At 62.1% G+C, this 14,042-nt stretch carries 11 protein-coding genes and 2 pseudogenes; 6 read left to right on the plus strand and 7 right to left on the minus strand.

The window, feature by feature from the left end:
* Window positions 1-13: 13 nt before the first annotated feature.
* Window positions 14-2,053, minus strand: coding sequence for an NADPH-dependent 2,4-dienoyl-CoA reductase (locus BM110_RS06960; RefSeq protein ID WP_093124137.1), 2,040 nt, complete (start codon window positions 2,051-2,053; stop codon window positions 14-16).
* Between the two features lie 212 nt (window positions 2,054-2,265).
* Here BM110_RS06960 and BM110_RS06965 point away from each other — a divergent pair, with 212 nt between their 5' ends.
* The 3 genes from BM110_RS06965 to BM110_RS06975 all read left to right on the plus strand — a co-directional run bounded on the left by BM110_RS06965 (window position 2,266) and on the right by BM110_RS06975 (window position 5,765).
* Window positions 2,266-3,396, plus strand: coding sequence for a carbon-nitrogen hydrolase family protein (locus BM110_RS06965; RefSeq protein ID WP_092244796.1), 1,131 nt, complete (start codon window positions 2,266-2,268; stop codon window positions 3,394-3,396).
* Window positions 3,393-4,421 carry an AraC family transcriptional regulator gene (locus BM110_RS06970; RefSeq protein WP_092244794.1) on the plus strand — a complete coding sequence of 343 codons (1,029 nt, stop codon included), beginning with the start codon at window positions 3,393-3,395 and terminating at the stop codon, window positions 4,419-4,421. Before BM110_RS06965 ends, BM110_RS06970 begins: the two co-directional genes overlap by 4 nt.
* A 303-nt stretch (window positions 4,422-4,724) precedes the next feature.
* A complete protein-coding gene (locus BM110_RS06975) occupies window positions 4,725-5,765 on the plus strand; it encodes a transketolase-like TK C-terminal-containing protein (protein ID WP_256575363.1) in 1,041 nt (346 codons plus the stop codon).
* A gap of 23 nt (window positions 5,766-5,788) precedes the next feature.
* Here the strand turns inward: BM110_RS06975 and BM110_RS06980 are convergent, their stop codons facing one another.
* Window positions 5,789-6,259 carry a MarR family winged helix-turn-helix transcriptional regulator gene (locus BM110_RS06980; RefSeq protein WP_093512905.1) on the minus strand — a complete coding sequence of 157 codons (471 nt, stop codon included), beginning with the start codon at window positions 6,257-6,259 and terminating at the stop codon, window positions 5,789-5,791.
* Window positions 6,260-6,405: 146 nt separating this feature from the next.
* Between BM110_RS06980 and aceE the strand changes: the two genes are divergently transcribed.
* Window positions 6,406-9,066 carry a pyruvate dehydrogenase (acetyl-transferring), homodimeric type gene (aceE, locus tag BM110_RS06985; protein WP_093512907.1) on the plus strand — a complete coding sequence of 887 codons (2,661 nt, stop codon included), beginning with the start codon at window positions 6,406-6,408 and terminating at the stop codon, window positions 9,064-9,066.
* A gap of 1 nt (window position 9,067) precedes the next feature.
* Here aceE and BM110_RS06990 read toward each other — a convergent pair whose 3' ends face one another.
* Window positions 9,068-9,841, minus strand: coding sequence for a DUF2242 domain-containing protein (locus tag BM110_RS06990; RefSeq protein ID WP_093124153.1), 774 nt, complete (start codon window positions 9,839-9,841; stop codon window positions 9,068-9,070).
* A gap of 89 nt (window positions 9,842-9,930) precedes the next feature.
* Window positions 9,931-10,221, minus strand: a pseudogene (locus tag BM110_RS06995) (LysR substrate-binding domain-containing protein); the annotation flags it as partial.
* Between BM110_RS06995 and BM110_RS07000 the strand changes: the two are divergent.
* Window positions 10,213-10,449: pseudogene (locus BM110_RS07000) on the plus strand (MFS transporter); the annotation flags it as partial. The pseudogenes BM110_RS06995 and BM110_RS07000 overlap by 9 nt on opposite strands.
* Before the next feature lie 4 nt (window positions 10,450-10,453).
* Here BM110_RS07000 and BM110_RS07005 read toward each other — a convergent pair.
* Window positions 10,454-10,951 (minus strand): DUF2938 domain-containing protein, encoded by a 498-nt coding sequence (locus tag BM110_RS07005; RefSeq protein ID WP_092244779.1) that lies wholly within the window; start codon window positions 10,949-10,951, stop codon window positions 10,454-10,456.
* A 79-nt stretch (window positions 10,952-11,030) separates the two neighbouring features.
* Between BM110_RS07005 and BM110_RS07010 the strand changes: the two genes are divergently transcribed.
* Window positions 11,031-11,468, plus strand: a complete 438-nt coding sequence (locus BM110_RS07010) for a helix-turn-helix domain-containing protein (RefSeq protein ID WP_093512909.1) — start codon at window positions 11,031-11,033, stop codon at window positions 11,466-11,468.
* Between the two features lie 48 nt (window positions 11,469-11,516).
* Here the strand turns inward: BM110_RS07010 and BM110_RS07015 are convergent, their stop codons facing one another.
* Complete coding sequence (locus BM110_RS07015; protein ID WP_093124165.1) at window positions 11,517-13,391, minus strand: SurA N-terminal domain-containing protein; 1,875 nt, start codon at window positions 13,389-13,391, stop codon at window positions 11,517-11,519.
* 231 nt (window positions 13,392-13,622) lie between these two features.
* A complete protein-coding gene (locus tag BM110_RS07020; protein ID WP_093124168.1) occupies window positions 13,623-13,895 on the minus strand; it encodes an HU family DNA-binding protein in 273 nt (90 codons plus the stop codon).
* Between the last annotated feature and the right edge of the window lie 147 nt (window positions 13,896-14,042).

The raw sequence follows: 14,042 nt of genomic DNA on the forward strand, positions 1-14,042 counted from the left end.
CCCGCACCGGGTCTTATAGCTCGGCCGCGAGGCGCGAGCCCTGGTTGATGGCGCGCTTGGCGTCCAGCTCGGCCGCCACATCGGCGCCGCCGACCAGGTGTACGTTCTGGCCGGCGGCGACCAGGCCGTCCTGCAATTCGCGCAACGGGTCCTGGCCGGCGCAAATGACGATGTTGTCCACCGCCAGCACCTGGGGTTCGCCCTCGGCGCCAATGCGGATGTGCAGGCCGGCATCGTCGATCTTCAGGTACTCGACACTGTTGAGCATCTGCACCTGCTTGTTCTTCAAACCAGTACGGTGGATCCAGCCGGTGGTCTTGCCCAGGCCGTCGCCGACCTTGGAGGTCTTGCGTTGCAGCAGGAACACTTCACGCGCCGGGGCATGGGGTTGCGGCTTGATCCCGGCCACGCCACCACGGGCTTGCAACTGGGTGTCGATGCCCCATTCCTTCCAGAACGCTTCGCGGTCCAGGCTGGTGGACACGCCCTGATGCACGAGGAACTCAGACACGTCGAAACCGATACCGCCCGCGCCGATCACCGCCACGCGCTTGCCGACCGGTTTGCGCTCCAGGATCACATCCAGGTAGCTCAGCACCTTGGCGTTGTCGATCCCCGGGATCGCCGGGGTGCGTGGCGCGATACCGGTCGCCAGGATGATCTCGTCATAGCCGCCCGCCGCCAGTTGCGCCACGTCCACGCGGGTGTTGAGGCACAGCTCCACATGGGTGGTCTGCAATTTGCGCTTGAAATAGCGCAGGGTTTCGAAGAACTCCTCTTTGCCCGGCACCCGCTTGGCGATGTTGAACTGGCCGCCGATCTCGCTGGCGGAATCGAACAAGGTCACGTGGTGGCCACGCTCGGCGGCCACCGTCGCAGCGGCCAGGCCGGCAGGACCGGCACCGACCACGGCGATCTTCTTGACCTGCTGGACGGGCAAATAGTTGAGCTCGGTTTCGTAGCACGCCCGTGGGTTGACCAGGCAAGTGGTCAGCTTGCCGCCAAAGGTGTGGTCCAGGCACGCCTGGTTGCAGCCGATGCAGGTATTGATCTCATCGGCGCGGCCGGCGGCGGCCTTGTTGACGAACTCCGGGTCGGCCAGGAACGGGCGTGCCATGGAGACCATGTCGGCATCGCCTTCGGCCAGGATCTGCTCGGCGATTTCCGGGGTGTTGATACGGTTGGTGGTGATCAACGGAATCTGCACCGCCCCGCGCAGCTTGGCGGTGACTTTGCTGAACGCGCCACGCGGCACCTTGGTGGCGATGGTCGGGATGCGCGCTTCGTGCCAGCCGATACCGGTGTTGATGATCGTCGCACCGGCGCCCTCGATGGCCTTGGCCAACTGCACGATTTCTTCCCAGGTGCTGCCGCCTTCCACCAGGTCGAGCATCGACAGGCGGAAGATGATGATGAAATTCGGACCCACGGCTTCACGCACACGACGCACGATTTCCACTGCCAGGCGCATGCGGTTTTCGTAGCTGCCACCCCAGCGGTCGGTGCGGTGGTTGGTGTGGGCCGCGAGGAACTGGTTAATGAAGTAGCCTTCGGAGCCCATGATTTCCACGCCATCGTACTCGGCGACCTGGGCCAGCAGCGAGCAGGTGACGAAATCCTGGATCTGCTTCTCGATGCCCTCTTCGTCCAGCTCCTTGGGCTTGAACGGGTTGATCGGCGCCTGGATCGCACTCGGCGCGACCTGTTTGGGGCTGTAGGCATATCGGCCGGCGTGGAGGATCTGCATGCAGATCTTGCCACCCGCCGCGTGCACCGCCTGGGTCACGATCTTGTGTTTTTGTGCTTCTTCCTCGGTGGTCAGCTTGGCTGCGCCGGCGTACACCCCGCCCTCATCATTCGGGCCAATGCCGCCGGTGACCATCAGGCCCACGCCGCCCCGGGCGCGCTCGGCAAAATAGGCAGCCATGCGTTCGAACCCGCCGGGTTTCTCTTCAAGGCCAGTGTGCATCGAACCCATCAGGGTACGGTTGCGCAAAGTGGTAAAACCCAGGTCCAACGGGGCCAGCAGATGCGGGTAGGCAGCAGCGGTCATGGTCAAGCTCCACAACGGATCATCACGGGGTGTGACGGGCTCGTGCGACCCGCCATCGGTTTATGTCCCACAGACTAAGAGGCGGTGGATGACGGCTCAATGACTGAAACTGACAAGTTATTGATCCAAATGCACAGCGCCCCTTGGCAAGCCCGCCCATGGGCCCTACCCTAGCCGGCGAACCCTGCACACGGTCTGTTGTCTGTTCCCCCATGCGTAAACTTCTTGCTCTTACCGTCTCCCTGGCGCTGGTTGCCGCCATCGCCGCCTATCTGGTCTGGACCCAGGAACGCCCCGTGGCGCATTACCTGTCGGACCTGCGGATCACCCTCGCCGTCAACGAAGGCCTGCCTGCCGACCGTGGCAACCTGCTGGGCATCCAGCCGGAACTGTTCCCCGCCGACTACCAGAGCCTGGAACGCCTGCACCTGAAGCTCGCGGCGTACTTGCAAAAAGCCCGGGACCAGGGGCTGATCAATGACAAGACCATCGTGGTGCTGCCCGAACATATCGGCACCTGGCTGATGCTCACCGGCGAAAAAAACGAGGTGTACCAGGCGCTCCATGTGAAAGATGCGATGAACTGGCTGTCGGTCAGCAACCCGCTGCTGTTCGCCCGCGCCTGGATCAGCGCCACCGGCGACAACCGCACCGACGACGCCTACCTGCGTATGAAAGCCTCGGGCATGGCACGGGACTATCAGCTGTTGTTCGGCGGCCTGGCCAAGGAGTTCGGCGTTACGTTGGTGGCCGGCTCCATCACCCTGCCGAACCCGAGCGTGAGCCAGGGTCAACTGCAGGTCGGCCATGGCGCCTTGTATAACGCCAGCGTGGTGTTTGCCGCCGACGGCCTGCCGATCGGCGATCCGCAGCGCCAGCTCTACCCGATCTACGATGAGCGCGGCTTCATCAAGCCTGGCGATGAAAACATGGTCAGCGTGGTCGACACTCCGGCCGGGCGCCTGGGGGTGCTGGTCGGCAGCGACAGCTGGTACCCGGACAACTACCGCAAGCTCAACGAACAAGGCGCGCAATTGATCGCGGTGCCAGCCTTTGTGCTGGGTCGCGATACCTGGGACCGTCCGTGGCGCGGCTTCAAAAGCGTGTCCACCCCGACCGAAATCAGCCTCAAGCCCGAAGAACTCAGTGAAGGCGAAGCCTGGCGCCGTCTTACGCTGATCAGCCAGCAACCGATCAGCCAGGCCAGCGCCGGCATGAGCGTGTTCCTGCGCGGGCAGTTCTGGGACCTGGGCACCGCCGGGCACAGTTTTCTCAGCAGCAACGGGCAAATCAGCGCCGATGGCGAGGCCCGTGGCGCGCGCTTGTTGAATATCTGGCTGTGAAACCGGTACGGCTGGGGGACCTGTCGGTGGGCTTCGTGCACAGCCTGGCCGATGCCATCAGCAGCCACGGCCTGGACCCGCAGCCGCTGCTACTGCAATACGGACTCGACTCGGCGCGCCTCGCCGAAGCCGGTGCACGCTTGTCGATCCCGCGTTACATGCGCCTGGGCCACGCCGCCATCCAGCTCACCGGCGACCCGGGCCTGGGCCTGCGCATGGGCCAGCTCAGCCGCTTGAGCCAGGCGGGGCTCGCCGGCGTCACCGCCGACCAGGCGCCCAACGTGCGCGAGGCGGCGCGCGCATTAACGCGTTTCGAGGCGCTGTACGGCTCCAACTATCGCGGGCAGTCGAGCTTCGTCGAGGATGCCGAGGGCGCCTGGTTGCGCTTCTACTCCATCAGCCCCTACAACGCCTACAACCGCTTCGTGGTGGACTCGATCATCGCCGGCTGGCTGCATCAGTTGTCGAGCCTGGCCCGGCAACCGGTGCAGGCGCAGCGTATCGACATCGAGTTCGAGGCGCCGGAGTACAGCGAACGCTACGACGCGCTGGGAGACGTTCACTTCGGTGCCGACGCCAATCAACTGCGCCTCAGCCAGCACACCCTGGCCCTGCGCAACCCGCAGCACTGCCCCAGTACCTGGAACCTGTTGTTGCAGCTGTGTGAGCGAGAGTTGGAGCAACTGACCCGCACCCGCAGCCTGCGCGAGCGCATTACCCGTTTGCTCGGGCCGATGCTCAATGGCGGCCGGGAACCCGACCTGGAAGAAGTGGCGGCACGCTTGAAGCTGCCGACCTGGACGCTGCGCCGCAAACTGGCCGATGAAGGCACTCAGTTTCGCGCGATTCTCAACGACACCCGCCGTGACCTGGCCATGACCTACATCCGCGACACGGAACTGGCGTTCGGCGAGATCGCCTACTTGCTCGGTTTTGCCTCGGCCCAGGCATTTCAACGGGCCTTCAGGCGGTGGAACAACCAGACCCCAGGGGAATTTCGCCGCAGTCAGCGGCATTCCGCCTGAAGTCTTTATTACAGCTCTGTTGCATCGTCTGCCGGTTCCAGCGGGTCCAACTCAATCGCGTGGTACTCAAGCAGTTCTTCCTGGTAATCGTCCATGGCGGACTCCTTCTTGCGTTAACAGGGGTTGCAGATAAATGACCTGCATCACCAGCCTAAAGTGCCGTGATGACGAAAAAATGTCGACGTCATGACGTTCCTGCACTCAAGGATTAAACGTAGCAGCGCTGCAGGGATTTAGCACCCGAGGAATGAGGCACTATTGCAATCATTGCAATTGCAATCAAATGCGGATTTCCATTAGGGTATGGGCATTCGTCGCCAGGTGACCCTCTCCATGACCGCCGCTACCGCACACGCCGCGCAGCTCTGTATCGACGCCTTGAGCACTGCCACCCCCGCCAGCCGGTCACCGTTGCACACCGTGATCAGCATGGCCAGCACCCTCGAATCCAGCCGCCAGGCCTGGGTGATCCACGGCCAGTCGCACTCCCGACGCGTGGGTAACTGGCCCGCCTGGTTCGCCCGCAACGCCGTGGAAAAACCCTTGCTGTACCTGCACAGCGCGCACTCGGCGGCACAGTTGAGCGCGCTATCGAACGTTACCCGGCAGCGCGGCATCCTGTGCAACGACATTGAAAACCAGCCCTCCCGGTGGCCCAAAGGTGCGCAGCCGTCCTTGCCGTTGTGGCTGGCCACTCATCCGCGCTGTACCCCGTATGACCCGGCCTCGGGGGAAGAAGCCCGCGCGATTGTGCTCGCGGCGTTGCGAAGCCTGTATGTCGAGGGCGAGCCCGGTTTCTATTACCTCGCGTTGCACGATCAGGACAGTGCAGCGCCGTTGGGCGAGCAGGACCGAGAGGCCGCGCTCAAGGGCATGTACCCACTCCAGCGCAACAGCCCCGTCGATGTGCGATTGCTCGGCGCAGGCCGCGCGCTTGACGAGGTGGTGCACGCCAGGCGCTTGCTCAAACAGCACTGGAACATCAGCGCGCAGCCATGGAGCTGCCCCAGCTACACACGACTGGCCCGCGAGGCAGCGGCCGCTGAACGCTGGAATCGCCTGCACCCAAGACTGACCAAGCGCGGTTGCCATTTGCGTGATTGCCTGGCGGGGAGCGCTGCGCCGGTAATTGCGGTGACCGGGTATCCGCAGGCGATTGTCGATCAGTTGGGGGCGCACGTGGATGCACGCTTTGTGGCGCTGGGCGCGGGGTCGGTACAGGCGGCGGCGCCGAGTCGATATTGGATCGTGGTATCGGCGCTCAGGGCATTGGCGGATGAAGGGCGGATCGACACACGGCAAGTGCAGGACGCGATGAAGCGCTATGCAGTGGAATGCGAGTGACGGCAAGGCAGCGCCGCAGGGTTTCAGATTTTGCGGCGACTGCGGGTCTGCACGCCCGCCTCCATCGCCAGCCCGGCGGTGCGCTCCAACGCGTCGGCGAAGCCCTGGCGCTGCTCGGGCTCAATCTGCGACAGAAACAACTCATCCACCGTGCTTTCGTAGATCTTCCACATCTTTTTACGCAGCACCCGACCGGCCTCGGTGATCGAGGCAAACGCCGCGCGGCCATCACCGTCGGAGCGGGAACGTACCACCAGACCGTCCTTTTCCAGGCGGTCGATCAGCCGCGTGAGGTTGTAGCGTTCGATGGCCAGCACGTCGGCCAATTCGTGCATGCGGCGGGTGCCGTCGGGGCCGCTTTCCAGCCCCCATAGCGCGTCGTACCAGGCGTACGGCGGCAGGTCCGCCTCAGCCAGGCGACGCTCGATTTCACGGATGACCGTCCTGTGGGCCCTGACAAAACGGAACCATACATCCGGCTCTTTCGACGACATGCAACACCATCCGGGGAATTTCAAGAAGGTTGCAATAGTAGCTCATCCCGCGCTAGATTCGGTCATGTAGTTGCAATTGCAATTATATTTACCGGCACTCCCACAAGGAGCCCGCCACTTCAAACCTGCCTACCCTGGAGCCTCACATGACCCCGAACAACGCTGTCAGACGCGACGACGACCCACAGGAAACCCGCGAGTGGCTGGAGTCCATCGAATCGGTGTTGTCCACTGAAGGCCGGCCCCGCGCGCACTACCTGATCGATCAGTTGCTGGATTTCGACGTGGCGCGGCATGGCGACTTCTACGGGCGGGTGACCACGCCGTACGTCAATACCCTCCCGGTGGACCGTCAGTTGCCCTACCCCGGCAACCTGGCCATCGAACGCCGTATCAATGCGTTTATCCGCTGGAATGCCATGGCAATGGTGTTGCGTGCAGGCAAGCACTCAGGGGTGGGTGGGCATATCGCAACCTATGCGTCAGCCGCCGTGCTCTACGACGTAGGCTTCGACCACTTCTTTCGTGGCCGTACCGAGCACTTTGACGGCGACCTGGTGTACATCCAGGGCCACTCCTCCCCCGGCATTTATGGCCGCGCCTACCTGGAGGGCCGCATCAGCGAAGCGCAACTCGACAACTTTCGCCGTGAGGCCGGTGGCGAGGGTATTTCGTCCTACCCGCACCCACGGCTGATGCCGGACTTCTGGCAATTCCCCACCGTGTCCATGGGCCTTGGCCCGATCACTGCCGCTTACCAGGCGCGCTTCATGCGCTACCTGGAACTGCGCGACCTCAAACCCCACCAGGGGCGCAAGGTCTGGGCCTTCCTCGGTGATGGCGAAATGGACCAGCCGGAATCCCTGGCCGCCATTTCCCTGGCCGGGCGCGAGAAACTCGACAACCTGATCTTTGTGGTCAATTGCAACCTGCAACGCCTGGACGGCCCGGTGCGCGGTAATGCCAAGGTGATCCAGGAGTTCGAAAGCCTGTATCGCGCCGCCGGTTGGAACGTGATCAAAGTGATCTGGGGCGGTGGTTGGGACGCCCTGCTGGACAAAGACCACAGCGGCCTGCTGCGCCAACGCATGATGGAATGCGTGGACGGCGACTATCAGAACTACAAGTCGCAGAACGGCGCTTATGTGCGCGAACATTTCTTCGGCAAATACCCGGAGTTGCTGGCATTGGTTGCGGACATGTCCGACGACGAAATCTGGAAGCTCTCACGGGGCGGGCATGACCCGGACAAGGTCTACAACGCCTACGCCGCCGCTGTGCGCCATAGCGGCCAGCCTACGGTGATCCTGGCGAAAACCGTCAAGGGTTTCGGCATGGGTGAAGCCGGCGAAGGCCAGAACATCAACCATCAATTGAAGAAGATGGGCGCAGACGCGGTAAGAGCCTTCCGCGATCGTTTTGGCCTGGAAGTCGCGGACGAGCAACTCGCCGACATTCCCTACCTCAAGCCCGCCGCCGACAGCGAAGAAGCCCGTTACTTCGCGGCGCACCGCCAGGCCCTGGGCGGCTATGTACCGGCACGCCACAGTGCGGTCGAACCCTTGCAGATCCCCGAACTCGCCGCCTTTGCCACCCAGCTCAAGGACACCGGCGAACGGGCGATCTCCACCACCATGGCCTTTGTGCGCATCCTCGGCACCCTGCTCAAGGACCCGCACCTGGGCAAACTGATCGTGCCTATCGTGCCGGACGAGTCGCGCACCTTTGGCATGGAAAGCCTGTTCCGTCAGATTGGCATCCACTCCGCCGTAGGCCAGCTCTACACCCCGCAGGACGCAGGGCAACTGAGCTACTACAAGGAAAGCAAGGACGGACAGATCCTGCAGGAAGGCCTGAATGAATCCGGCGCCATTTCCTCGTGGATCGCGGCCAGTACGTCCTACAGCAACCACGGCTTGATGACGGTGCCGTTCTATATCTTCTACTCGATGTTCGGCTTCCAGCGGGTCGGCGACCTGGCCTGGGCCGCCGGCGATGCACGGGCACGCGGTTTTTTGCTGGGGGCCACGGCCGGCCGCACCACGCTGATGGGCGAAGGCTTGCAGCATGACGATGGACACAGCCATATCCTGTCGTCGGTGATTCCGTGCTGCGTGTCCTACGACCCGACATTTGCCTACGAGCTGGCGGTGATCATTCGCGAAGGCATGCGGCGGATGTACGTGGAACAGGAGGACATCTACTACTACATCACCCTGCTCAACGAGAATTACCCGCACCCGGCGATGCCCGAAGGGGTGGAAGACGGGATTCTGAAGGGCATGTACCCGCTCAAGACCAGCGAGCAGGCCCGGGTGCAACTGATGGGCAGTGGCTCAATCCTGCGCGAAGTGATCGCGGCGGCCGAGCTGCTTGAGCAGGACTTCGGCGTGCACAGCACTGTGTGGAGCGCCACCAGCCTCACCGAATTGCGCCGCGACGGGCATGCAGCCGAACGCTGGAACCTGCTGCACCCGCAGAGCGAGCCACGGGTAAGTTATGTGGAGCAATGCCTGGCCGGGCAGAACGGGCCGGTGGTGGTGGCGACGGACTACATGAAGCTGTTCGCCGATCAGATCCGCCCCTTTGTCCACGGCCGACGCTTTGTGGCACTGGGCACGGACGGCTTCGGGCAATCGGATACCCGTGACACCCTGCGCGCGTTCTTCGAAGTGGACCGTTATTTCATCGCGCTGGCAGCCTTGAAGGCGTTGGCGGATGATGGCGTTATCGGTCGTGAAAAAGTCAGTGAAGCCATCAGCCGCTACGGGATCAACGTCGACAAGGTCAACCCCGTGGCGGTCTGAATTACTGCGCCGGTGTCGGCAGGGGCGGAATCGCTTCTGTCGGTGCCGGCAGGTCCGGGTTACTGGTAGCCGGCGCGGGTTCCGCCTGCGGCGCAATCGGCGCGGCCTCGGCAGGCGGCGTGACGGGCTGGGAAACGGCAGGCTCCTCCTTCGGCGGTTCGGTTTTCTCTGCTGCCGGTACGGTTTTAGGTTCCGGCACACCCAGCTCGGCTTTCGGCTGCTCGGGGATATGCGCGGCCTTTTTTACTTCCTGAGGCAAGAACACGTCCACCAGCGCAAAATAGCGCTCGTAGAATTTCGGTGCCGAAACGGTCTCGCTCGCCACCTTCACCATCGAGTCATCGGTGGAACCGATCGGCATCGACACCGAACCCAGCACGCCCACGCCCAGGCTCGCGGAGTTGTTGACCTTCTTCAGCGCGTAACGGTCCTGCAAGGCGTTGGCGAACATGGTGGAGTGATTGGTACCTTTGCCATCGTCGGCACACACCACGTTGAAGCTGATCTGCAAGTGGGTCTCGCCGGTCTGCTGGAAGCTCTTGTTACCCACCACCAGTTTCGGATCGCTGCTGGTGATGATATAGCCCTGGCTCAGCAAGGCACGTCGCGCCGCTTCGCACGCCGCCACATCGGTGACCGGGTAATCGCGGGAAAACGTACCGGAGTCGTCGAAATTCTCATGTTCATAAATGGCGGTCTTGGGTGACGAGCAGCCCGCGGCGCCCGCCAGCACCAGCGCCAGCCCGAGGCTACGCAAGTGAAATGATGTCGACATTGAAAATCCTGAGGAAAACGGTCCGGGCGGTATTGTGCAACAGAACGAGGCCTTGGCGCGCGCATTCCTGTCGGTAAAACGTCACAGCCTTACCTTACGCCGCCCGTAGGAAAAAGACCTGCACATATATGATCAATAAACACGCGCAATTTGACCGAAGCATGGCGACTTGATGGCCATAACATCCAGAAACTGCCTCGGTGTTCCAGAAAATCATCCAGCACCCTTTGCAGGCGCCCCTCCTGCACGGCCTGTTCGACCATGTAGTCCGGCAGGCAGGCGATCCCCAACCCGTCGAGCACCACATGCTTGAGGGACTCGATGGTGGTACTGACCAACGGAGTGCGCAGGACCGGCTCCGACGCGCCGGGGGCGTGGCGTTCGGCGGGTTGCCCGCATTGCTGCAAACCGCACTGGCCAAATCGGCAGGTGAGTCGGCGGACGCCGCGCAATCGATGCTGGTGACCGTGTGGAACCTGGGCATCGCTGGCGGCGGCCTCGCGGGCGGGGTGCTGCTCCAGGGCTGGGGCGTCGCCGCATTTCCCTGGGCGGTGGTGTTGCTGATGCTGTGGGCATTGGCCGGGGCGTCGAGAGGCGCCCGCAGCTGAAGAATCAATAAGACCGTACATGGCTGAGCACCACGGCCGAAAGATACAGACCGGCACCAAACACGCCATGGGACAGCACACTGCGCAGGCGATTTCTCCAAGGTGTTGGTGTGCGAGACGCCGCCACACCCGCGCCCATCGCGGGCTGCATCACAAAGTAAGGGATCACCACCGTCAGCGTGCCCACCATCAACGCAGGCAACCATTGGGGATCATGCAGCCATTGCACGCCGTAGATACTCACCAACAGCGCCGCAAAGGCGATACCCACGGCATAGTGAATCGCCCAGCCCAGCGCCGATTCGCCGCGTACCGGCGAGGCCTTGCCGATACTGGCATGGGCAAGCGTGCCGTGACGCAGGTGGCCGGCCCAGCGGCCCACCATCGAGTAATCGAGCGTTGTAATGCCCAAGCCTTTGAGGATCATCGACCACACATCCATCACGACAGTCGCCCCGATCCCGATCAATACCAGCCTTACACCTTCTTCCATCGACAACATGACCTGCCCTCCGATTGATGAGCCCCTCGTTCACAGGCAGGATAGAAGTTGAAGTCAACTTCAAGTCAAGGGAGGCATCATGGATATCTCGGAAGTGGCCCGGCGTACGGGGCTGCCCTCCTCCACCGTGCGGTTTTACGAGAAGGCCGGGTTGATCACCGCGACCAGTGCCCCAGGGGAACGGCGCCACTTCAGGCCCGCAGTGCTCGATCAATTGGCGCTGATCGCCCTCGGACAAGCCGGCGGCCTGTCGCTGGATGAAATCCGCAGCATGCTGCCCTTCGAGGGCGTATTGCAGGTGGACAGACAGCTGTTGCTGGACAAGGCCGACAGCATCGACGCGACCATCAAGCGCCTGAAAGCGATGAGTCAGGGCTTGCGGCATGCGGCGGACTGCCCGGCACCTGACCATGGGCAATGCCCGAATTTCAAGCGCTTGCTCAAGGTCGCGGCAGGCACGCTGAAAAGGAGCAGAACGGCGCGTACCCCATCGGGCAGTCCACTCCAACGCCCATAAAAAAGCCCCCGGTCTTTTCAGGCCGGGGGCTTTTGAGTCAAACCGACATCAGAACTTCTTGATGTCAGCCTTGGTTTCCAACTGCTTGCGGTAGGCCGCGAAGTCCTGCTGACCGACACGGGAAGCGAGGAAGCGGCGGTATTGCGCCTTTTCTTCGTCCGTTGGCGCAGCGGCTTCGTTGACGCCGTTCAGGCGCACGATGACCAGGCTACCATCCGCCAGGGTCACGGTGGTGAAGGTCGGCTTGTCCTTGGCCGCAGGCTTGGGCATGCGGAACAGGGCTTGCAGCACAGCAGGGTCGATCGCTTCCTGGCTACGGGTAGCGGCTTCAGTGACCTTCCAGGCCTGGCCGTCGACCGGCTGGTTCAGCGGGGTCTTGCCATCACGCAGGCTGGCGATCAGCTCGTCAGCGTGAGTCTTGGCAGCCGCGCTGGCGCGTTCCTTGGCCATCTGGGTGCGGATCGCCGCTGCGACGCTTTCCAGCGGCAGTTGCGAAGGCTTCAGGTGCTCTTTGGCACGCAGCACGATGATGGTTTCCGGGTCCAGCTCGATAGCGCTGCTGTTGGCACCCTCATCCAGCACTTCCGGGCTGAACGCAGCGGTGACCACGGCCCGGTTGGCCGCAACACCTTCGCCTCCTTCACGGCCAAACGGCGCGGAGGTGTGTACAGTCAGTTTCAGGTCGGACGCCGGCTGGGCCAGGTCGGAGGCTTCGAATGCCGCATCTTCCAATTGTTTGGTCGCTTCGACATAACGCTGCTCGACCTGCTGGGTCTTGAGCTCTTTGGTCAGCTTGTCTTTCAGGCTGGCAAAGGTCGGCACTTGCGGTGCTTCAACGCCGAGCAGCTTGATCAGGTGCCAACCGAAGCTGCTGCGCACCGGTGCCGAGACCTGGTCCTTGTTCAACGCGTACAAGGCGGTTTCGAAGTCCGGGTCGTAGACGCCAGGGCCGGCAAAGCCCAGGTCACCGCCGTTGCTGGCCGAGCCTGGATCCTGGGAGAACTCCTTGGCCAGGGCTTCGAACTTCTCACCCTTGGCCAGGCGTGCCTGGATTTCTTCGATCTTGGCCTTGGCTTGCGCGTCGGTGGTCTTGTCGTTGACTTCAATCAGAATGTGCGCGGCACGACGCTGCTCAGCAAGGTTGGCGATTTCTTTCTGATAGGCGGCCTGCAACTCATCGTCCTTCACGGTGACCTGGTCGAAGAAGGAAGACTTCTTCAGTTCCAGATAGTCGATGACCACTTGATCAGGGGTCATGAACTCTTTGGCATGCTGGTCGTAGTAAGCCTTGACCTCGTCGTCGGTGAGTTTCACCGCGGCAGGGTTGGCCTTGATGTTGACGGTGGCGAAATCGCGGGTCTGCTTTTCCAGGCGGGCGAATGCCAGGACTTCCGCGTCGGTCACAAAACCGCTGCCGGCGATGCCTGCGCGAACCTGGCCGATCAGCATTTCCTGGGTCAGCATCTGACGGAACTGCATACGGGTGTAGCCCAGTTGGCGAATGACCTGGTCAAAGCGGTCAGGGCTGAACTTGCCGTCCACCTGGAATTCCGGCGTCTGCAGGATCACCTGATCCAGTGCAGCTTCGGAGAAGCCAAACTTGGAGTCGGCGGCGCCTTGCAGCAGCAGCTTGCGATCGATCAGGCCCTTGAGGGCCGCGTCGCGCAGCAGTTTTTCGTCCAGCAGCGAAGCATCGAAATCCTTGCCCAGCTGTTGCATCAGCTGGCGGCGTTGCATGTCGACGGCCTGGCTCAGTTCGGTCTGGGTGATTTCTTCACCGTTGACCTTGGCCACGTCCTGCTTGTTGTTACCCGAAGCCTGGAAAATGGCCTCGATACCGGTGAACGCCATCAACGCGACGATGATCCCGATAATGGTCTTGGCAATCCAGCCTTGTGAATTGTCCCTGATATTTTGCAGCATGCGTCCCCCAGAAACGGTTGAACTTCAAGAATAGGCAACCGTGGAGCGTGGGTAGAGTACGGATATAAGAAAGGCGCATCCAAGGATGCGCCTTCTCGCAACTGGCGGAGCGGACGAGGGTTTTCGTTCTCCCCCCGGCTTGGCGACCCGATGAATACCTGGGTCTGCTGGCCGCTCCGCTGCCAGGTCGAACCTGCGTCCGACCCGGGTAGGTAAAGGCTTGGTCGAAGCTTAGTTAACGGCTTCTTTCAGGGCTTTACCGGCTTTGAAACCTGGTTTCTTGGCGGCAGCGATTTGCAGTGGGTCGCCAGTCTGTGGGTTACGGCCAGTGCGAGCTGGGCGGTGAGTCACAGAGAACGTACCGAAGCCTACCAGTACCACGGAGTCGCCGGCCTTCAGAGCGCCAGTGACGGATTCGATTACTGCATCCAGCGCACGGCCAGCAGCAGCTTTCGGGATATCAGCGGATGCAGCGATAGCATCAATCAGTTCCGACTTGTTCACTCTAAGTCCCCTTATATATCTATTGAGTATGATTCTAAGTTTTTTGGTGAAAGCAAAAACCAGTGCTGAATGGCCTACAGACACTTAAGAGCCGCTTTATAACAAGGGCTCTAAAAAGCTGTCAAGGAAGCCCCCAGGCTTTAACGC

Origin of the sequence: Pseudomonas sp. NFPP28 (genome assembly GCF_900115535.1) — a bacterium.
Taxonomy (GTDB): domain Bacteria; phylum Pseudomonadota; class Gammaproteobacteria; order Pseudomonadales; family Pseudomonadaceae; genus Aquipseudomonas; species Aquipseudomonas extremorientalis.

What these genes read in the sequence shown, in the direction of transcription:
- BM110_RS06990 (WP_093124153.1), bottom strand. Translation starts at nt 9,841, where the DNA reads ATGTCGACATCATTTCACTTGCGTAGCCTCGGGCTGGCGCTGGTGCTG.
- aceE (WP_093512907.1), top strand. Translation starts at nt 6,406, where the DNA reads ATGACCCCGAACAACGCTGTCAGACGCGACGACGACCCACAGGAAACC.
- BM110_RS06960 (WP_093124137.1), bottom strand. Translation starts at nt 2,053, where the DNA reads ATGACCGCTGCTGCCTACCCGCATCTGCTGGCCCCGTTGGACCTGGGT.
- BM110_RS07010 (WP_093512909.1), top strand. Translation starts at nt 11,031, where the DNA reads ATGGATATCTCGGAAGTGGCCCGGCGTACGGGGCTGCCCTCCTCCACC.
- BM110_RS06975 (WP_256575363.1), top strand. Translation starts at nt 4,725, where the DNA reads ATGGGCATTCGTCGCCAGGTGACCCTCTCCATGACCGCCGCTACCGCA.
- BM110_RS07015 (WP_093124165.1), bottom strand. Translation starts at nt 13,391, where the DNA reads ATGCTGCAAAATATCAGGGACAATTCACAAGGCTGGATTGCCAAGACC.
- BM110_RS06980 (WP_093512905.1), bottom strand. Translation starts at nt 6,259, where the DNA reads ATGTCGTCGAAAGAGCCGGATGTATGGTTCCGTTTTGTCAGGGCCCAC.
- BM110_RS07005 (WP_092244779.1), bottom strand. Translation starts at nt 10,951, where the DNA reads ATGTTGTCGATGGAAGAAGGTGTAAGGCTGGTATTGATCGGGATCGGG.
- BM110_RS06965 (WP_092244796.1), top strand. Translation starts at nt 2,266, where the DNA reads ATGCGTAAACTTCTTGCTCTTACCGTCTCCCTGGCGCTGGTTGCCGCC.